Here is an 18,532-nt window from a genome sequence, read left to right as displayed (position 1 = left end):
GTTCAAAGCTCCGCGTACAGGCGTCCGGGGTTGAATATGCCCTGGGGGTCGAGTTGTTGCTTCAGGCTGCGGTGGTAGCGCATCAGCGCCCGGGGCAGCGGCTGGAACGGCGTGTCGGTCAGGCCATGGCTGAAGCAGGTGACATGGCCGCCGACTTCCTCGACGACTTTGCGAATGAACGTCGCTTCGGCATCGGATTTCAACCAGCGCTGGGCGCCGCCCCAGTCGATCAACTGGCGGCCGGGCAACGACAAACGCGGTGTGTTGTTTGGCACGGACAGACGCCAAAGCGGCTGATCCTCATCGAAGAAACTCAGGCGATGTTCGTTGAGATCGTCCCAATACATGCCGTCCAGCCGCTCACCGCCCAAACGCTCATGGGCTGCCGCCACCGACCCTTCGCCACCTTCAAGGCGCAAGTGCAAGCGTTCGCCATCATGGCAGGCCGCGCTGATCGGCAACGGTTGCTGGCCCCAGTCCGCCAACTGGCGCAGGGCGTGTTCGCTGTCCATGTCGAGGCTGATACTCAAGGTCTGCCGAGGTTTTGGCAGCACCTTCAAAGAGACTTCGGTAATCACCCCCAGGCAGCCGAAACTGCCGGCCATCAGGCGCGACAGGTCGTAGCCGGCGACGTTTTTCATCACCTCGCCGCCAAAGCGCAACAGCTTGCCCTGGCCGGTGATGACCCGTGTGCCGAGGACGAAGTCGCGCACCGAGCCGGACCACGGCCGCCGTGGTCCCGACAGTCCGCAGGCAATCATGCCGCCGACGGTCGCGCGTTCACCGAAGGACGGTGGTTCGCAGGGCAACATCTGTTGGGCGGCGTCCAGCACCTCAGCCAGTTCCGACAACAGCGTGCCGCAGCGGGCGGTGATCACCAGTTCGGTCGGGTCGTAGCTGACAATGCCCCGGTGCGAACGCGTGTCGAGGATTTCCCCCACCATGGTGCGCCCCAGGAAAGCCTTGCTGTTGGAACCCTGGATGCGCACGGGCGTGGCGTTGTCCAGGGCCTGATTGACCTGCTCGAGCAACAGGGCGCTGTCATCGAAATCGTCCGGGCTGCCCATCAGAAACGCTCCAGCTCAGGGAAGGGCAATTGACCGCCGTGCACGTGCAGGGCACCAAACTCGGCGCATCGGTGCAGGGTCGGAATGTTCTTGCCAGGGTTGAGCAGGCCGCCCGGATCAAACGCCGCTTTGACCGCATGGAACACCGTCAACTCGTCGCTGTTGAACTGCGCGCACATCTGATTGATCTTCTCGCGCCCCACGCCATGCTCACCGGTGATGCTGCCGCCGACCTTCACGCACAACTCCAGAATCTTGCCGCCCAAGGTTTCGGCACGTTCAAGTTCGCCCGGTTGATTGGCATCGAACAGAATCAAGGGGTGCATGTTGCCGTCGCCGGCATGGAACACGTTGGCCACGCGCAGGCCATATTCGTTCGACAGTTCGGCGATGGCATGCAGAACGCCGGGCAATTCGCGGCGGGGGATGGTGCCGTCCATGCAGTAATAGTCCGGCGAGAGACGGCCGACGGCCGGGAAGGCATTTTTGCGCCCGGCCCAGAACCGCACGCGTTCGGCTTCATCTTTGGCCTGGCGCAACTCGGTCGCGCCGGCCTGAAGCAGCACCTCGCGCACCCGGTCGCAGTCATCCGCGACGTCGGCCTCAACACCGTCGAGTTCACACAGCAAAATGGCTTCGGCGTCGACCGGATAACCGGCGTGGATGAAATCTTCGGCGGCACGAATGGCCAGGTTGTCCATCATTTCCAGGCCTCCGGGAATGATGCCCGCAGCGATGATGTCGCCGACGGCGCGCCCGGCCTTTTCCACGGAGTCGAACGCCGCCAGCAGCACTTTGGCGGTCTGCGGTTTGGGCAAGAGCTTGACCGTGACTTCGGTGATCACCCCGAGCATGCCCTCGGAGCCAGTGAACAATGCAAGCAGGTCAAACCCCGGCGAATCCAGGGCATTGGAGCCCAGGCTCAGGTGTTCGCCATCGACGGTAAGAATGTCGACTTTCAATACGTTGTGTACGGTCAGGCCGTACTTCAGGCAATGCACGCCACCGGCGTTTTCCGCGACGTTGCCGCCGATGGAACAAGCGATTTGCGAAGAAGGGTCCGGCGCGTAATACAAGCCGAACGGCGCCGCGGCCTGGGAAATCGCCAGGTTGCGCACACCTGGCTGGACCCGCGCCGTGCGGGCGGCGGGATCGATGTGCAGGATGTTGTTGAAGCGCGCCATCACCAGCAAAACACCTTTTTCCAGTGGCAATGCGCCGCCCGACAGACCTGTGCCAGCGCCCCGGGCAACCACCGGCACACGCATTTCATGACAGATACGCAGCACGCCCTGAACCTGGGCAATGTCCCGTGGTAGCACCACCAGCATGGGCGTGGTGCGGTAAGCGGACAGGCCGTCGCATTCGTACGGCTTGAGCTCTTCCTTCTGATGCAGGACTTCAAGGTCGGGCCACTGCGTGCGCAGGGCCTGTAACAGCAGGTTTTTGTCGACGTTCGGCAGTGCGCCGTCAACGCGTTCATCGTAGAGAATGTTCATCGGTTCACGACACTCGCAGGATGCCACTGACGTTAATGATTGGCCCGGAACGGTCCACTGTCCATGGGTTGTTTGTCCGCAGGATCGGTCTGTCTGCTCAATCTGTTTTGCAATGGAACACCAACGCCCGGGCGGTAAGCCCGAGCGTGGAAAGAGGTGTGCACGGAAACCGCTTAATGACCGCCCACCACCATGTGGCTGAACGGCGCGACGTAGGCCTGCAATGTCACTAGCCCACCGACCAGAATCGCCAGCACGATGGAATGGAAGAACACGTAGCGCAGGATTTCCCCTTCATGGCCGTACCAGCGGGTAGCGGTGGAGGCGACCACGATCGACTGGGCGTCGACCATTTTGCCCATGACCCCGCCGGAACTGTTGGCGGCGGCCATCAACACCGGGCTGATCCCCAGTTGCTCCGAGGTCACCCGCTGCAAACCGCCGAACAGCACGTTTGAAGCGGTGTCCGAACCGGTCAGGGCCACGCCGAGCCAGCCGAGCAGGGTGCCGAACATGGGGTAGAAAATGCCCGTCGCGGCGAACGCCAGGCCCATCGTCGCATCAAGCCCCGAATAGCGGGTGAGGAACCCGAGGGCCAGCATTGCCACAATGGTGATCAGCGAAAAACGCACCACCCAGAGCGTTCGCAGGTATTGGTGAATCAGTTGCGGGATGGAGTAGCCCATCAGCAACCCGCCAACAATCGCCGCCAGCAGGATGCCGCTGCCGGTCGCGGTGAACCAGGTGAACTTGTAGATCGCTTCCTCGGTTTTCGCTGTCGGCACCACGGGTGGGACTTTTTCGATTTGCTGGTGAATGGTGGTGAACGTCAGGATCGGCGCAAAGACCGGATTGGCCTCGCGCATCGGCTTGCCCTGCGGGTCGAGCTTGGCGGCGCTGGTTTGCGGATCGATGGCCGGACGGGTGTCGAAGGTGTTCTTGAAGCCTTGGGTACCCCAGATGAACACGAAAATCGTGAGGATGATCCACGGCATCCAGGCGCGCATCACCGCCGGTTTTACATCACTGGCGAAGGCTGCACTGGGTACAGGCTTTTCATCGTGCTCCACATCGATTTTCGAGTCGTCGTGTCGCCCGGTCAGCGCGGCGGAAGTGTGTACCGTGGCGGGTTTCCAGACTTTCAGGAAACCCGTCAGACAGGCCATGGAAATCAGCGCGGCAATCACGTCCACCAGCATCGGCCCGTGATAGTTGGACACGAGGAACTGCGGAATCGCAAAGCTGACGCCGGCCACTAGGATCGCGGGCCAGATCTCCAGCATCTTGCGCCAACCGGCAAAGGCCCAGATCAGCCAGAACGGCACCAGCACCGAGAAGAACGGCAACTGCCGACCAACCATCATCGACAGCTCCATTTCATCCAGCCCGGTGACCTTGGCCAACGTGATGATCGGTGTACCCAGGGCGCCGAATGCCACTGGCGCGGTGTTGGCGATCAGCGCCAGGCCGGAGGCAGCCAACGGCGAGAAGCCCAGGCCGATCAATATCGCGCCGGTCACTGCCACTGGCGTGCCGAAACCCGCCGCTCCTTCAAAAAAGGCGCCGAAGCAGAAGGCGATCAGCAGCAATTGCAGGCGGCGGTCGTCAGTGATGCGTGCCAGGGAATCCTGCAGCACCTTGAACGAACCGTTCTCGGTGGTCAGCCGGTGCAGGAAAATGATGTTCAACACAATCCAGCCAATCGGCAGCAAGCCATTGGCCGCACCGTACAGTGCCGCCGACCCTGCCATGTTGGCCGGCATGCCGAAGGCGAAAATCGCAATCAGCAAGGCTGACCCCAGGGCAAGCAACGCCGCCAGGTGAGCCTTGACGTGGAAAAACGCCAGCGATGCCAGCATCACCACCACCGGGACGGCGGCCATGAGGGTTGAAAGCACCGGGCTGTTGAACGGATCGTAGATTTGCTGCCAAACCATGTTCCACCTCTGCTTTTTATTGTTGGACGTGCAGACCCCCCAGGGGGCGGTGGCTTGAAGTATAGGTGGCATTGCGCGGCTGTCAGGCAAGGCCTCTGGTCTCGCCAATCGGCGCTTTGCAACAGGCTGAACTAGCATGGCCAGAAGGGTTCTGAATTCAGCCTGAGGAGGAATGCAGCCATGACCGAGCGCCATCTGGAACACAAGGAAACGCTGTCGAACGGATGCAGCATCAAAGTCAAAGCCGAGATACTGAAAGACGGTTCGCTGGGGATGTTCATCGGCGTTTATCTGCCGGATGGCACCGCCATCGACGAGAACCACGATCCCAAGCCGCACATGCTGGACATGGAGGCGGCAATGGATTGGGGCATCGATATCGCGAAGGGCATCGGCAATAGCCAGCGAACGCTATAAGCGTCGTCACACGTGTTTTTCTGCCGTACCGCCTGAAGAATGAATCGTTCTCGAGTTGTGCGGCGATGCCGAATACAGTTTGGGCCTCGAACAGTTGCTCAAAAGTATTGATCGGCAAGGATAGGCAGCCTCCAGAGCGACTACTTTGCTGAATGGGTGAGGTGCGGCACCTATACTCAGATGAAGGCCTTTTGAGCGTCGGGCATGTCGTTCGGCGCAGACTTTAGAGAACCGCGATCTTGAACCTGCGTTCGCTGATCGTTGTCGTGCTACTGGTGTTGGCGGGATGCGCCACGCCGGAGCGCGCGCCGGTACAAGTGGCGCCGGTCTTCGTCTCCCCCAGCACCTGGCAACAGGTGGACCGAGAGATCGTCGAGGCGTCGAAGTCAGCGACCGAGCAGACCAAGATCTACGCCCACGGTGCTATGGATTACTGGCGCACGCGGGTCTATCAACTGACTGAAGAGAACTTCATTCCCTGGTTCAGCAGTTACTGGACCCAGGAATGGATCTCGATGAAAGTCAGTTGGTACACCCTCAGCGCCCAGGGCGAGCAGGATGCGTCGGCCAAGCGGTTGGCGGCCTATCTGCTGGAGGCGTATCAGGAAAAAGTCCTGGCCCCGGTGGCGGTCGAGATTGATCCCGATGCGATTCTTGGCAATGCAGCGGCGTTCTACGTGGACATTCTCAAGGAAGAATTGCAGAAGATTTCCAAGCGCCACGGCGTGCCGATGGCCCAATTGAATGGCCGAATCCAGAAAATCCCCGCCATTGCCCTCGGGCCGCCACCGGCGCGCAACGCCTCGCTGTACCAGGTGATGCGCGCCGAACCCTTGAACACGCTGCCGGCTTATGCGGCGCTGATCGATAAGATCCACAAGGCCGGAGGGAACAAGGGTGTCGATTCGACCGATACCGCCATGGCCCCCGTCGCCAAGCGCGCCAGCCAGCAGATAGAGGCGGAAATGGCCCCGCGGGGAGCCGCCAGTGCGGTGGCCGCCGCGGCCGGGAAACTTGCCGGTGGCTTGATCACCGTCGGCGTGGCGGGCATTCGCGCAATCATACGGGCCAACGACCGGCCCGACAGCGAGGCGCTGATCCGTAGCAGCCTGGGCAACACCTTCGACAAGGCCTGGAGAAAGCTGCTGCAGAACCCGACCAGCGGCGTGATGGCCGGGACACTGTACATGGCGGCGCAAATCGAAGGCAGCCTGGGGGATAGCGTGCAACCGTCGGTCGGGTTGAGTGCCGGCACTGTCGATTGGAGCCCGACGCCAGCGACTACCCAACAGAACACCCCATGACCGAAGGAGAACACTCATGTCTTACGTTGATGGATTTATCGCTGCAGTACCCACCGCCCAGCGCGAGCAATACCTGAAACACGCCGAAATCGCCGCTGCCATCTTCAAGGAAAACGGCGCCCTGAGCGTGGTCGAATGCTGGGGCGACGATGTGCCACAAGGCAAAGTGACGTCGTACCCGATGGCGGTCAAACTCAAGGAAGACGAAACCGTCGCCATGGGCTGGATCATCTGGCCGGACAAGGCGACCCGCAATGCCGGCATGGACAAAATGATGCAGGATTCGCGCATGCAGCCGGACGTCAATCCGATGCCGTTTGATGGTCAACGCATGGTGTACGGCGGGTTTGAAATACTCCTCAAAGCCTGACGCGAGCCATAGGGTCACTCCGCTGCCGGGGTGATCCTGCAACTTTTGCGCTGACGGATTTCGTCGTCCGTCGGCCGTTCGCGAATGAATTCGAAACGTGGCTCACCTTCGCTGTAATGCACCAGCCAGCCCCATTCCAGCTTGAGCTCATCCTGGCCGGGCGCGGGCGGCGAGGCCCACCATGGCTCTTTGCTGATGATCTGTCGCATGGCCCCCTCCGCGTGATTCGCTTGCTAGAACTATAACGCGCATGCGGCGAGGTGCCAGAAACCCGCTGGCCGGTTGTAAACTCAAGCCATTCCCGCAAGAGATGCCCGGCATGAATGACGAATCCCGCGAGCCGTTCAAGCGCCTGTTCTTTGCCCTCGATTGCCCACCGACGCAGCGCAAGGCCATTGCTCAATGGCGCAGCGCCCTGCAACTGAGGAGCGGGCGGCCGGTGCCGGCGGAAAACTTTCACCTGACGTTGAAGTTTCTCGGTTCGATCGCCGCGGCGCAGGTGGCCGATATTTGCGAGGCGGCGGCGTCGGTGCGCACGTCGGCCGAGCGCTTGACCGTGACGCTTGATCGACTGGATGCCTGGCGCAGGGCAGGGGTGCTGGTATTGGCGCCGGAGCAAGCGCCCCCGGCGTTGTTGCGTCTGGTGTATGACCTGGAACAGGCCTTGTTGCCGTTTGCCCTGGAGGATGCGCCTCGTGAGTTTCGCCCGCACCTGACCTTGGCCCGTGACTTTCGCGCAACGGTGCCCGAGTCCGCCACGGCACCGGAATTTTTCCTGCGTGCCGATCGGTTCACACTGTTCGAATCGCACAAGGGCCGCTATCGGGCGCTGGCCGAATGGCCGCTGGGGACGGCGTAATCCAACACAAAAAAAGGCGCCCGAGGGCGCCGAAATTCACCTAAACCGAGGGAGCCAGGTGAGTGATGCAGCGGTGGTAAGGCGCTGCATGAAAGTCCTCTGGTAGGAAGCGGTGGTTATTTACCCAGCTTCACTTTGGTCCAGCCGCGGGTCATGACCCGCTGCACGCCAATCGGCATGTCCGGAATCGCATACAGGGTCGCCATCACTTCCTGGGACGGATACGAACCCGGCTCGTTGCGAATCGCTTCATCCACCAACGGCGTCGCCGCCAGGTTGGCGTTGCTGTAGCCGATGTTGTTGGTGATCTCGGCGATGATGTCCGGGCGCATCAGGAAGTCCATGAACAGGTAAGCCTCCTCGACATTCGCTGCATCACGCGGGATGGCGACCATGTCGTAGAAACTGCCGGCCCCTTCTTTCGGGATGCTGTACTCGATCTTCACCTTGTCGCCGGCTTCCTGGGCGCGGGCCTTGGCCTGCAACACGTCGCCGGAGTAACCGACGGCCACGCAGATGTTGCCGTTGGCCAGGTCAGAGATGTACTTCGACGAATGGAAGTAGGCCACCGACGGGCGGACCTTCATGAACAGCGCTTCGGCTTCGGCGATGTGCGCCTTGTTCTGATCGTTCGCCGGGTAACCCAGGTAGTGCAGGGCGGCCGGGATCATTTCGGTGGGCGAATCGAGGAAGCTGATGCCGCAGGCTTTCAGTTTTTCCGCGTTTTCCGGTTTGAACAGCAAGTCCCAGGAGTTGGTCGGGGCGTTGGCACCGAGCACTTCCTTGACCTTTTCCGGGTTGAACCCGATGCCGATCGAGCCCCACATGTACGGAAAGGCGTGGGCGTTATCCGGGTCGCTGGCAGAGGCGTTTTTCAGCAGGACCGGATTGAGGTTCTTCCAGTTCGGCAGCTTTGATTTGTCCAGTTCCTGATAAACACCGGCCTTGACCTGCTTGGCCAGGAAACTGTTGGACGGCACGACGATGTCGTAGCCGGATTTGCCCGCCAGCAGGCGTGCTTCAAGGGTTTCGTTACTGTCGAACACATCGTAGGTCACGCGGATACCGGTCTCGTCTTCGAACTTCTTGACGGTGTCCGGGGCAATGTAATCCGACCAGTTGTAGACGCGCAGAACCTTGTCATTGGCCTGGGCGCCGGTGGCAATCGCGCCCAATAAGGACAGTGTCAGCAGAGTCCTGCCAAACATTTTCATCGGTACAACTCCATTTCTTTTTATACAAAACACAATGCAGTATCACAGCGAATCTGTGGCGAGGGAGCTTGCTCCCGCTGGACTGCGCAGCAGTCCCATCTAATGGGGTCGCTTCGCGACCCAGCGGGAGCAAGCTCCCTCGCCACAAAGAGCAAATCACGGAGCTTTAGGCGATAGCTTCAAGCATTTTCTTTTCAGGTTGCTGCCACGATTCGCTGGCCGTCTGGTCCATCGCTTCCTGGATCGCGCGTTTACGGCTGGCTTCGGCACGGCGGCTGAAGTACCAGACCATGAAGGTCACGATCGAAACCGCCAACAGGATCAGGCTGGCCACGGCGTTGATCTCGGGTTTCACACCCAGCCGCACCGCCGAGAACACTTCCATCGGCAGGGTCGTGGAACCCGGACCCGACACGAAGCTCGCCAGCACCAGGTCATCCAGCGACAGGGCGAAGGACATCATGCCGCCGGCCGCCAGTGACGGCGCGATCATCGGAATGGTGATCAGGAAAAACACCTTGAACGGCTTGGCACCGAGGTCCATGGCCGCTTCTTCGATGGACAGGTCCAGCTCGCGAAGGCGGGCGGAGACGACCACCGCCACATAGGCGGCACAAAACGTGGTGTGGGCGATCCAGATCGTGACGATGCCACGCTCCATCGGCCAGCCGATCAACTGCGCCATGGCCACGAACAGCAGCAACAGCGACAGACCGGTGATCACTTCAGGCATCACCAACGGCGCGGTGACCAGACCACCGAACAGCGTGCGACCCTTGAAACGCGTTACGCGGGTCAGCACGAACGCTGCCAAAGTACCCAGCGCGACCGCTGCAATCGCTGTGTAGCAGGCGATTTCCAGCGAGCGCAAAACCGAGCCCATCAACTGGCTGTTGTCGAGCAAGCCGGCGTACCACTTGATCGACCAGCCGCCCCACACCGTCACCAGCTTGGAGGCGTTGAACGAGTAGATCACCAGAATCAGCATCGGCAGGTAGATAAACGACAGGCCGAAAATCAGCATGAACTTTGAAAATCCGAAGCGTTTCATCCCCGTGCCTCCATCTCTTTGGCCTGGCTGCGGTTAAACAGCAGAATCGGCACAATCAGGATCAACAGCATCACCACCGCCAGGGCAGACGCCACCGGCCAGTCGCGGTTATTGAAGAACTCTTGCCACAGCACACGGCCGATCATCAGGGTCTCCGGGCCGCCCAGCAGTTCCGGAATCACGAACTCGCCGACCACCGGAATGAACACCAGCATGCAACCGGCGATGATGCCGTTCTTGGCCAGCGGCACGGTGATTTTCCAGAAGCTGTTGAAGGTGCTCGAACCCAGGTCCGACGCGGCTTCCAGCAGGCTCTGGTCGTGTTTGACCAGGTTGGCGTAGAGCGGCAGGATCATGAACGGCAGATACGCATACACCACGCCGATATACACGGCGGTATTGGTGTTGAGGATCTCGATCGGGTGCGAGGTCAGCCCGGTCCACATCAGGAAACCGTTGAGCAAACCGTTGTTGCTGAGGATGCCCATCCACGCGTAAACGCGGATCAGGATCGCGGTCCAGGTCGGCATCATGATCAGCAGCATCAAGACGTTTTGCGCTTCCTTGCTCGCCTTGGTAATGGCGTAGGCCATCGGGAAGCCGATCACCAGGCACATCAGCGTGCTGTAGAGCGCGACCTTCAACGAACCGAGATAAGCGGAGAGGTACAGCTCATCTTCGCCCAGCAAGGTGTAGTTGCCGATGTTCAGCAGCAGGTTGAATTTCTGCTCGGCGTAGGTGTAGATCTCGGAGTAGGGCGGAATGGCCAGCGCGGCTTCCGAGAAGCTGATCTTCATTACCAGGAAGAACGGCAGCAGGAAGAACAGGCACAGCCACAGGAACGGAATGCCGATGACCAGTTTTCGCCCACTGGGCACCAGGCGCAGGAATTGCTGATTGAAGGTTCTCATGCGCGCAGTACCACGCCGCTGTCGTCTTCCCAGTACACGTAGACCTGATCGTCCCAGGTCGGACGCGCGCCACGACGTTCGGCGTTGGCCATGAACGACTGCACGACTTTGCCGCCCGGCAGTTCGACGTAGAACACCGAATGGCCGCCGAGGTAGGCGATGTCATGCACTTTGCCGCTAGACCAGTTGTAACGGGTATCAGGCTTGGTCGTGCTGACCAGCAGTTTTTCCGGGCGGATCGCGTAGGTGATCGACTTGTCCTGCACCGAGGTACTGACGCCGTGACCGACGTAGATCTTCTGCTCCAGGTCGGGGCTGTGGATGATCGCGTGACCTTCCAGGTCTTCGATCACGGTGCCGTCGAAGGCGTTCACGTTGCCGATGAATTCGCAGACCATGCGGCTGACCGGCGCCTCATAAATGTCCACCGGGCTGCCGATCTGGGCGATCCAGCCCAGGTGCATGATCGCAATGCGCTCGGCCATGGTCATGGCCTCTTCCTGGTCGTGGGTCACCATCACGCAGGTCACGCCAACGCGTTCGATGATTTCCACCAGTTCCAGCTGCATTTGCGAACGCAGTTTTTTATCCAGCGCGCCCATCGGTTCGTCGAGCAACAGCAGTTTCGGACGCTTGGCCAAGGAGCGGGCGAGGGCCACGCGCTGACGCTGACCGCCAGACAGTTGATGGGGTTTGCGTTTGGCGTATTGGGTCATGTGCACCAGGCGCAGCATCTCTTCAACGCGGGCGTCGATTTCACTGGCGGGCAAACGGTCCTGCTTGAGGCCGAAGGCGATGTTCTGTGCCACGGTCATGTGCGGGAACAGGGCGTAGGACTGGAACATCATGTTGATCGGGCGCTCGTACGGCGGCATGTCGGTGATGTCGACACCGTCGAGCAGAATCCGGCCTTCAGTCGGGCGCTCGAAACCGGCGAGCATGCGCAGCAGAGTCGATTTACCCGAACCGGAGCCGCCGAGCAGGGCGAAGATTTCGCCCTGATGGATCTCCAGGGACACATCGTCCACTGCGATGGTCTCGTCGAATTTCTTGGTGACGCGATCGACTTTCACCAACACCTTTTTCGGTGCCTGGTGACCTTCAAGAGCCTTCCTGTAGATGCTGGAGGCGTTTGCCATGTGAAACTCCCAACAGGTTTCAGTCGCCGGGCCAACGCGGCCCTGCTTAATAGTGGATTGCAAACCCTGCCGGTCGCGGTCCCTTGTAGGAGCTGGCTTGCCAGCGATGGCGGCCTGACAGTCAACACTGATGTCGACTGTCCGGGCCTCATCGCTGGCAAGCCAGCTCCTACAGGGTGACGCACCCACCGGGTTAATTCGGCGCCGCCATCCTGGCTGCCTGGTAGTACTTGTTGTTATCGCAGTGTGTTGCTGACGCGAGCGAGGCACGCAAAAGCGCCTGCCCGCTCGCGCTGGGCAGTTAATCGTTTAGTTTGGTTTTAGGCCGTCAGCTCGAGTGGCGCAGTGCCGCCCGTTGTCGGCACGCATCACCGAACGCCTGGAAAATCCTCAAATAAGGAGGGTTGTCCAGCACCTGCCATTCCGGGTGCCATTGCACGCCGAGGGCAAACGCTTTGCTGTGTTCGACGGAGATCGCTTCGATCAAGCCATCAGGGGCGACGGCTTCGGCGCGCAGGCCGGGAGCGAGTCGGTCGATGCCCTGACTGTGAATCGAATTGACCTGGAACACCGTCGGCAGATCCAGCGCTTCGAACACGCCACCGGGCTGCACGTTCACCGCATGGGCGGGAGCGTATTGCACGGCCAGGTCCGGATGGTTGGCTTCGCGATGATCGAGCATGCCAGGAAGCTCATGGACCTTCTGATGCAGGCTGCCACCAAACGCCACGTTCATTTCCTGGAAACCACGGCAGATGCCGAGGACCGGAATGCCGGCAGCGATGGCTGCGCGGATCAGGGGCAGGGTGGTGCGGTCCCGTTGTGGATCATGTTCCGTGCCGGGGGCGCTGGCCGGGCCTTGATAGTGGAAAGGTTCCACGTTCGATGGCGAGCCGGTCAGCAACAGACCGTCGAGCTGCGGCAGCAGGTCCTCGATGTCGATCAGGTCGCCCAAGGAAGGAATAACGACAGGCAGCCCCAGCGCCGCAACGCTGACAGCGCGCACGTACTTGTCGCCGCTGATGTGGTAGGGGTGCAGGCCAATCTGTTTGACGCAGGCTGTAACGCCGATCAATGGCTTGAATGCCATTTTTATCACCTCGAAGTTTCACACTTGAACGAGCTTTTCCGGAGCTTAGCCTTGTTGATTTTAATTAACAACTCTCATGTAAAAAATTCTAAACGTCTCCCGTCCGATATTCAGGATCTACGGGCGTTTGGTAGATGATTAAGCACTCAGGCGCCTCTGAATGGCCCGAAAATAAACGCTTTAAGGCCAAGTGTTCGCTATTGACTTCACTTTGCCTTTCGGATTGACTGGGCTCGTGAAAGGGCGGTGAACATAATAATTAACAGTAAAAAATAGGTGCATCATGTCGGTCCCTCTGCGTACCGTTCAACTCAACGAAGCAAACGCATTCCTTAAGAAATATCCTGAGGTTTTGTACGTCGACCTTCTGATTGCGGATATGAACGGTGTGGTGCGCGGTAAGCGCATCGAACGCACCAGTCTTCATAAGGTTTACGAGAAAGGCATCAACTTGCCGGCGTCTCTGTTTGCTCTGGACATCAATGGTTCCACGGTGGAAAGCACCGGCCTGGGTCTGGACATCGGCGATGCCGACCGGATCTGCTACCCGATCCCCGGCACCTTGAGCATCGAGCCATGGCAAAAGCGCCCAACCGCGCAACTGCTGATGACCATGCACGAAATCGAAGGTCAGCCATTCTTCGCCGACCCGCGTGAAGTACTGGCCAATATCGTGCGCAAGTTCGACGACCTTGGCCTGACCATCTGCGCCGCGTTCGAGCTGGAGTTCTACCTGATCGACCAGGACAACGTGAACGGTCGTCCGCAATCGCCGCGTTCGCCGGTTTCCGGCAAGCGTCCGATGTCGACCCAGGTGTACCTGATCGACGACCTCGACGAATACGTCGACTGCCTGCAAGACATCCTCGAAGGCGCGAAAGAGCAGGGCATTCCTGCTGACGCCATCGTCAAGGAAAGCGCCCCGGCGCAATTCGAAGTCAACCTGCACCACGTGGCCGATCCTATAAAGGCGTGCGACTACGCCGTCCTGCTCAAGCGTCTGGTGAAGAACATCGCCTACGACCACGAGATGGACACCACCTTCATGGCCAAGCCGTATCCGGGCCAGGCAGGTAACGGTCTGCACGTGCACATTTCGATTCTCGACAAAGAAGGCAACAACATCTTTGCCAGCGAGGATCCCGAGCAGAACGCCGCGCTGCGACACGCGATCGGCGGTGTGCTCGAGACCCTGCCGGCGCAGATGGCGTTCCTCTGCCCGAACGTCAACTCGTACCGTCGTTTCGGCGCACAGTTCTACGTGCCGAACTCGCCGAGCTGGGGCATCGACAACCGCACCGTGGCCGTGCGTGTACCGACCGGTTCACCGGACTCGGTGCGCATCGAACACCGAGTGGCCGGTGCCGACGCCAACCCGTACCTGTTGATGGCATCGGTTTTGGCCGGTGTGCACCACGGCCTGACCAACAAGATCGAGCCGGGCGCTCCGGTCGAAGGCAACAGCTACGAGCAGAATGAACAGAGCCTGCCGAACAACCTGCGCGATGCACTGCGCGAGCTGGACGACAGCGAAGTCATGGCCAAATACATCGATCCGATGTACATCGACGTGTTCGTGGCGTGCAAGGAAAGCGAGTTGGCCGAGTTCGAGAACTCCATCTCGGACCTTGAGTACAACTGGTACTTGCACACCGTCTGACGGCGTTGGCGGCGCATACAAATCTCGTGTGCGCCGCCAACCCTGTAGGAGCTGGCTTGCCAGCGATGGCGTCGTCACAGTCAACATTGATGGCGTCTGATCCACCGCAATCGCTGGCAAGCCAGCTCCTACAGGGATCGCATTTCATTTTTTGATTGGGCGGGCGTCCGTCCGACGATCACCTATTCCCCTGCGTCGAGTCACAACCATGACAAACACTCGCAGCGATTGGGAGCAACGCTTCCAGTCCCTCAATATTGAAGGTCGCGCATTCATCGACGGCCAGTACTGCGCAGCCGCCGATGGCGCGACGTTCGAATGCATCAGCCCGGTGGACGGTCGATTCCTCGCGAATGTCGCCAGCACCGACGAAGCCGACGCCAATGCCGCTGTCGCTGTCGCGCGCCGCACCTTCGAGTCCGGCGTGTGGGCCAGCCTGGCCCCGGCCGAGCGCAAGCGCATCCTGATCCGTTTCGCCGACCTGATCCTGGCGAACCGGGAAGAACTGGCCCTGCTCGAAACCCTCGACATGGGCAAGCCGATCAGCGACTCCATGAGCATCGACATTCCGGCGACCGCCAACGCGATCCGCTGGACCGCCGAAGCCATCGACAAGATCTACGACGAAGTCGCCGCGACACCTCAGGACCAATTGGGCCTGGTGACCCGCGAAGCGGTCGGCGTGGTTGCGGCCATCGTGCCGTGGAACTTCCCGTTGATCATGGCCAGCTGGAAATTCGCCCCGGCCCTGGCGATGGGCAACTCGTTCATCCTCAAGCCTTCTGAAAAATCCCCGTTGACCGCGATCCGCATCGCGCAGCTGGCATTGGATGCCGGTATCCCGAAAGGCGTGTTCAACGTTTTGCCGGGCTACGGTCACACCGTCGGCAAGGCGCTGGCGTTGCACATGGACGTCGACGTGCTGGCCTTCACCGGCTCCACGGCGATTGCCAAACAACTGATGATCTACGCCGGCCAGAGCAACATGAAACGCGTCTGGGCGGAAGCGGGGGGCAAGAGCCCGAACGTGGTGTTCGCCGACGCACCGGATCTGCGCGCAGCCGCGCAGGCAGCGGCCAGCGGCATCGCCTTCAACCAGGGCGAAGTCTGCACCGCCGGTTCACGCCTGCTGATTGAACGTTCGATCCGCGAGCAGTTCATTCCGTTGTTGGTCGAAGCGCTGCAAGCGTGGAAACCGGGGCACGCGCTCGACCCTGCAACCACCGTCGGCGCGGTCGTCGACCAGCGTCAACTGGACAACGTGCTGCGCTACATCGGCATCGGCAAAGCGCAAGGCGCCGAACTGATAGCGGGCGGCAGTCGTACCCTCGAAGACACCGGTGGCCAGTACGTGGAGCCGACGATTTTCGACGGCGTGACCAACGCCATGACCATCGCCCAGGAAGAAATCTTCGGTCCGGTTTTGTCGGTGATCACCTTCGACACGGCGGAAGAAGCCTTGGCGATTGCCAACGACAGCATCTTCGGCCTGGCCGCCGGTGTGTGGACCAGCAACCTGAGCAAGGCCCACACCTTCGCCCGTGGCCTGCGTGCGGGCAGCGTCTGGGTCAACCAGTACGACGGCGGCGACATGACCGCGCCGTTCGGCGGGTTCAAGCAGTCGGGTAACGGTCGGGACAAATCGCTGCATGCGTTCGACAAATACACCGAACTCAAAGCGACCTGGATCAAGCTCTGATAACAATAAAGCGACGGTCGCCGGCTCTGTCGGCGACCCTCGGAGAAATGTATGAAACAAACGCATGTAAACAGCTACTACGCCGCCACCCGCAACTTCACCGGTGATTTCCCTGTGCTGGAAGGGGCGGTGGATTGCGATGTCTGTGTGATCGGCGCCGGCTACACCGGCCTGTCTTCAGCCCTGTTCCTCGCTGAAGCAGGCTACAGCGTGACCGTGCTCGAAGCCGCCAAAGTCGGTTTCGGCGCCAGCGGTCGCAACGGCGGTCAACTGGTCAACTCCTATAGCCGCGACGTCGACGTGATCGAAGAGCGCTACGGCGACAAGACTGCCGAAATCCTCGGCAGCATGATTTTCGAAGGCGCCGACATCATCCGTCAGCGCATACAGCACTACGACATCCAGTGCGATTACCGTCCCGGCGGCATCTTCGCGGCGATGAACAAGAAACAACTCAATGGCCTGGCCGAGCAGAAGAAGAGCTGGGAGCGCTACGGCAACAAGAGCCTGAAGATGCTCGACGCGGCCGACATCAAGCGCGAAGTCGGTTCCGATGCCTACGTCGGCGGCCTGCTGGACATGCAGGGTGGCCACATTCACCCGCTGAACCTGGCTTTGGGTGAGGCTTCGGCGATCATCGGCCTGGGCGGCAAGATCTACGAGCAATCGGCAGCGGTGGAAATCACCTACGGCGAGCCGATCACCGTGCGCACCGCCAAAGGCGTGGTGAAGGCCAAGTACCTGCTGATCGCCGGTAACGCGTATCTGCCGCAGGGCCTGGACAACCGCGTGACCAGCAAGAGCATGCCGTGCGGTTCGCAGATCGTCGTCACCGAGCCGTTGTCGGAGCAGCAAGCGCGTAGCCTGATCAAGAACAACTACTGCGTCGAAGACTGCAACTACCTGCTCGATTACTACCGCCTGACCGCGGACAACCGTCTGCTGTACGGCGGTGGCGTGGTCTACGGCGCCCGTGAACCGGACGACATCGAGCAACTGATCCGCCCGAAAATCCTCAAGACCTTCCCGCAATTGAAGGACGTGAAGATTGACTACCGCTGGACCGGCAACTTCCTGCTGACCATGTCGCGTATGCCGCAATTCGGCCGTATCGAGAAAAACGCCTACTACATGCAGGGCTACAGCGGCCACGGCGTGACCTGTTCGCACCTGGCCGGCAAACTGATCTCGGAAATGATCCGTGGCGATGCCGAACGTTTCGACGCGTTCGCTTCGCTGCCGCACATGCCGATGATCGGCGGGCGTACCTTCTCGGCACCGCTGACCGCTCTGGGCGCTGTGTACTACTCGCTGCGCGACCGTTTCGGCATCTAAGCTTTGCCTCTCCGGCGGCTTCTGTGCAACAGGAACCGCTGGTTTTTTATGCTTTCCCTGTGGGAGCCAGCCTGCTGGCGATGAGGTCATATCTGCCAAAATAGATGTCGCCTGACACACCGCTTTCGCCAGCAGGCTGGCTCCCAAAGGTTGTGCGACTTCATGGCAAATGGCTATTTTTTCGGCCATTTATCGAACCTGCTGAGCATTACCAACAAACGTGATTTAATAGCCGCCTTTCACGTTTCCGGGACCGGAAAACGGCGTAATCCGCGCCTGCTCTCCACCCCTCCTACCGGTTGGCGCATAAGGCTGTCATGGATACGGGCTCACGACTCAAATTAGTACGCGAAAGCTACAAACTGTCCCAGCGCGAGCTGGCACGGCGTAGCGGCGTCACCAATGCCACCATCTCCCTGATCGAACAGAATCGGGTCAGTCCTTCCGTCAGCTCCCTGAAGAAATTGCTGGAGGGCATCCCCATGTCCCTGGCCGACTTCTTCACCTTCGATCAGCCACCCCGCGAACACCAATACATCTTCCGCGCCAGCGAACAACCGGACCTCGGTCGCCATGGCCTGCGCCTGCTGCTGATCGGCGCGTCCGTCCCCAGCCGCCAGATGCGTCTGCTGCGCGAGCAATACGCCCCGGGCGCCAGCTCCGGGGAAGAACCGATCGTGCATGCCGAAGGCGAGGAGTGTGGCCTCGTTACGCGTGGCACCGTGGAGTTGACCGTCGATGGTCAGGTCAGCGTGCTCAACGCCGGCGACGGCTATTACTTCCCGACGACCTTGCCGCACCGGTTTCGCAACATCGGCCAGGATGAGGCGGAAATCATCAGCGCGAACACGCCGGCGAACTTCTGATCAATGTAGATCAGTCTTGTACCCCATGATTTTTGTGTAGGAGCGAGCTTGCTCGCGATGGACCGCGCAGCCATCCCCTCGCCACAGATTCGGTGCTGCGCTTCCTGGATGGTC

The 18,532-nt window shown here is 60.3% G+C and carries 17 protein-coding genes; 8 read left to right on the top strand and 9 right to left on the bottom strand.

All coding sequences use genetic code 11. The features are described 5' to 3' along the window. Positions 1-2: 2 nt before the first annotated feature. The 3 genes from glcE to CKW15_RS02680 form a co-directional block, all read right to left on the bottom strand. On the bottom strand, positions 3-1,067 hold the full coding sequence (glcE, locus tag CKW15_RS02690) for a glycolate oxidase subunit GlcE (protein WP_095151529.1): 1,065 nt from the start codon (positions 1,065-1,067) through the stop codon (positions 3-5). Next, entirely contained in the window at positions 1,067-2,566 is a 1,500-nt protein-coding gene (gene glcD, locus CKW15_RS02685) for a glycolate oxidase subunit GlcD (protein WP_095151528.1), read from the bottom strand. The genes glcE and glcD overlap by 1 nt, the downstream gene beginning before the upstream one ends. A 173-nt stretch (positions 2,567-2,739) precedes the next feature. Continuing rightward, positions 2,740-4,503 carry an L-lactate permease gene (locus CKW15_RS02680; protein ID WP_095058491.1) on the bottom strand — a complete coding sequence of 588 codons (1,764 nt, stop codon included), beginning with the start codon at positions 4,501-4,503 and terminating at the stop codon, positions 2,740-2,742. A 180-nt stretch (positions 4,504-4,683) separates the two neighbouring features. Between CKW15_RS02680 and CKW15_RS02675 the strand changes: the two genes are divergently transcribed. The 3 genes from CKW15_RS02675 (at position 4,684) to CKW15_RS02665 (ending at position 6,594) form a co-directional block, all read left to right on the top strand. Beyond that, entirely contained in the window at positions 4,684-4,920 is a 237-nt protein-coding gene (locus CKW15_RS02675; RefSeq protein ID WP_095151527.1) for a hypothetical protein, read from the top strand. A gap of 239 nt (positions 4,921-5,159) precedes the next feature. After that, positions 5,160-6,224 (top strand): hypothetical protein, encoded by a 1,065-nt coding sequence (locus tag CKW15_RS02670; RefSeq protein WP_095151526.1) that lies wholly within the window; start codon positions 5,160-5,162, stop codon positions 6,222-6,224. Positions 6,225-6,240: 16 nt separating this feature from the next. After that, entirely contained in the window at positions 6,241-6,594 is a 354-nt protein-coding gene (locus CKW15_RS02665) for a DUF1428 domain-containing protein (protein ID WP_095151525.1), read from the top strand. 14 nt (positions 6,595-6,608) lie between these two features. Here the strand turns inward: CKW15_RS02665 and CKW15_RS02660 are convergent, their stop codons facing one another. Continuing rightward, positions 6,609-6,803 (bottom strand): hypothetical protein, encoded by a 195-nt coding sequence (locus CKW15_RS02660; RefSeq protein ID WP_095151524.1) that lies wholly within the window; start codon positions 6,801-6,803, stop codon positions 6,609-6,611. 110 nt (positions 6,804-6,913) lie between these two features. Here CKW15_RS02660 and thpR point away from each other — a divergent pair, with 110 nt between their 5' ends. Beyond that, positions 6,914-7,453 (top strand): RNA 2',3'-cyclic phosphodiesterase, encoded by a 540-nt coding sequence (gene thpR, locus CKW15_RS02655; RefSeq protein ID WP_095151523.1) that lies wholly within the window; start codon positions 6,914-6,916, stop codon positions 7,451-7,453. Positions 7,454-7,569: 116 nt separating this feature from the next. On the opposite strand, the gene CKW15_RS02650 is transcribed toward thpR, so the two are convergent. The 5 genes from CKW15_RS02650 to CKW15_RS02630 all read right to left on the bottom strand — a co-directional run bounded on the left by CKW15_RS02650 (position 7,570) and on the right by CKW15_RS02630 (position 12,858). Then, positions 7,570-8,667 (bottom strand): polyamine ABC transporter substrate-binding protein, encoded by a 1,098-nt coding sequence (locus CKW15_RS02650; protein WP_095151522.1) that lies wholly within the window; start codon positions 8,665-8,667, stop codon positions 7,570-7,572. 166 nt (positions 8,668-8,833) lie between these two features. Next, positions 8,834-9,718, bottom strand: coding sequence for an ABC transporter permease subunit (locus tag CKW15_RS02645; protein ID WP_095058497.1), 885 nt, complete (start codon positions 9,716-9,718; stop codon positions 8,834-8,836). Then, positions 9,715-10,596 carry an ABC transporter permease subunit gene (locus CKW15_RS02640; RefSeq protein ID WP_177408817.1) on the bottom strand — a complete coding sequence of 294 codons (882 nt, stop codon included), beginning with the start codon at positions 10,594-10,596 and terminating at the stop codon, positions 9,715-9,717. Before CKW15_RS02640 ends, CKW15_RS02645 begins: the two co-directional genes overlap by 4 nt. Positions 10,597-10,625: 29 nt before the next feature. After that, positions 10,626-11,768 (bottom strand): polyamine ABC transporter ATP-binding protein, encoded by a 1,143-nt coding sequence (potA, locus tag CKW15_RS02635; RefSeq protein ID WP_095151521.1) that lies wholly within the window; start codon positions 11,766-11,768, stop codon positions 10,626-10,628. Positions 11,769-12,096: 328 nt separating this feature from the next. Further along, positions 12,097-12,858, bottom strand: coding sequence for a gamma-glutamyl-gamma-aminobutyrate hydrolase family protein (locus CKW15_RS02630; RefSeq protein WP_095151520.1), 762 nt, complete (start codon positions 12,856-12,858; stop codon positions 12,097-12,099). A gap of 283 nt (positions 12,859-13,141) precedes the next feature. On the opposite strand from CKW15_RS02630, the gene CKW15_RS02625 reads away from it, so the two are divergent. The 4 genes from CKW15_RS02625 to CKW15_RS02610 all read left to right on the top strand — a co-directional run bounded on the left by CKW15_RS02625 (position 13,142) and on the right by CKW15_RS02610 (position 18,418). After that, positions 13,142-14,518, top strand: coding sequence for a glutamine synthetase family protein (locus CKW15_RS02625; RefSeq protein ID WP_095058501.1), 1,377 nt, complete (start codon positions 13,142-13,144; stop codon positions 14,516-14,518). Positions 14,519-14,726: 208 nt separating this feature from the next. Then, positions 14,727-16,217: an aldehyde dehydrogenase gene (locus tag CKW15_RS02620; RefSeq protein WP_095151519.1), complete on the top strand. Its 1,491-nt coding sequence runs from the start codon at positions 14,727-14,729 to the stop codon at positions 16,215-16,217. Between the two features lie 51 nt (positions 16,218-16,268). Next, the gene (locus CKW15_RS02615; protein ID WP_095151518.1) at positions 16,269-17,552 is read left to right on the top strand and encodes an FAD-binding oxidoreductase; all 1,284 of its coding nucleotides are present in this window, start codon (positions 16,269-16,271) and stop codon (positions 17,550-17,552) included. A 317-nt stretch (positions 17,553-17,869) separates the two neighbouring features. Beyond that, positions 17,870-18,418 (top strand): cupin domain-containing protein, encoded by a 549-nt coding sequence (locus CKW15_RS02610; RefSeq protein WP_095058504.1) that lies wholly within the window; start codon positions 17,870-17,872, stop codon positions 18,416-18,418. The last annotated feature ends 114 nt before the right edge of the window (positions 18,419-18,532 follow it).

Origin of the sequence: Pseudomonas sp. Irchel s3b5 (assembly GCF_900187435.1) — a bacterium.
In the GTDB taxonomy this organism is placed as follows: Bacteria; Pseudomonadota; Gammaproteobacteria; order Pseudomonadales; family Pseudomonadaceae; genus Aquipseudomonas.
Note: the sequence above shows the minus strand (reverse complement) of the source record. Positions and strands in the feature narration are given on the sequence as shown.

Coding starts and splice junctions, on each gene's coding strand:
- glcE (WP_095151529.1), bottom strand. CDS start 1,067: ATGGGCAGCCCGGACGATTTCGATGACAGCGCCCTGTTGCTCGAGCAG.
- CKW15_RS02615 (WP_095151518.1), top strand. CDS start 16,269: ATGAAACAAACGCATGTAAACAGCTACTACGCCGCCACCCGCAACTTC.
- CKW15_RS02610 (WP_095058504.1), top strand. CDS start 17,870: ATGGATACGGGCTCACGACTCAAATTAGTACGCGAAAGCTACAAACTG.
- CKW15_RS02645 (WP_095058497.1), bottom strand. CDS start 9,718: ATGAAACGCTTCGGATTTTCAAAGTTCATGCTGATTTTCGGCCTGTCG.
- CKW15_RS02665 (WP_095151525.1), top strand. CDS start 6,241: ATGTCTTACGTTGATGGATTTATCGCTGCAGTACCCACCGCCCAGCGC.
- thpR (WP_095151523.1), top strand. CDS start 6,914: ATGAATGACGAATCCCGCGAGCCGTTCAAGCGCCTGTTCTTTGCCCTC.
- CKW15_RS02650 (WP_095151522.1), bottom strand. CDS start 8,667: ATGAAAATGTTTGGCAGGACTCTGCTGACACTGTCCTTATTGGGCGCG.
- CKW15_RS02620 (WP_095151519.1), top strand. CDS start 14,727: ATGACAAACACTCGCAGCGATTGGGAGCAACGCTTCCAGTCCCTCAAT.
- CKW15_RS02675 (WP_095151527.1), top strand. CDS start 4,684: ATGACCGAGCGCCATCTGGAACACAAGGAAACGCTGTCGAACGGATGC.
- CKW15_RS02625 (WP_095058501.1), top strand. CDS start 13,142: ATGTCGGTCCCTCTGCGTACCGTTCAACTCAACGAAGCAAACGCATTC.
- potA (WP_095151521.1), bottom strand. CDS start 11,768: ATGGCAAACGCCTCCAGCATCTACAGGAAGGCTCTTGAAGGTCACCAG.
- glcD (WP_095151528.1), bottom strand. CDS start 2,566: ATGAACATTCTCTACGATGAACGCGTTGACGGCGCACTGCCGAACGTC.
- CKW15_RS02680 (WP_095058491.1), bottom strand. CDS start 4,503: ATGGTTTGGCAGCAAATCTACGATCCGTTCAACAGCCCGGTGCTTTCA.
- CKW15_RS02630 (WP_095151520.1), bottom strand. CDS start 12,858: ATGGCATTCAAGCCATTGATCGGCGTTACAGCCTGCGTCAAACAGATT.
- CKW15_RS02660 (WP_095151524.1), bottom strand. CDS start 6,803: ATGCGACAGATCATCAGCAAAGAGCCATGGTGGGCCTCGCCGCCCGCG.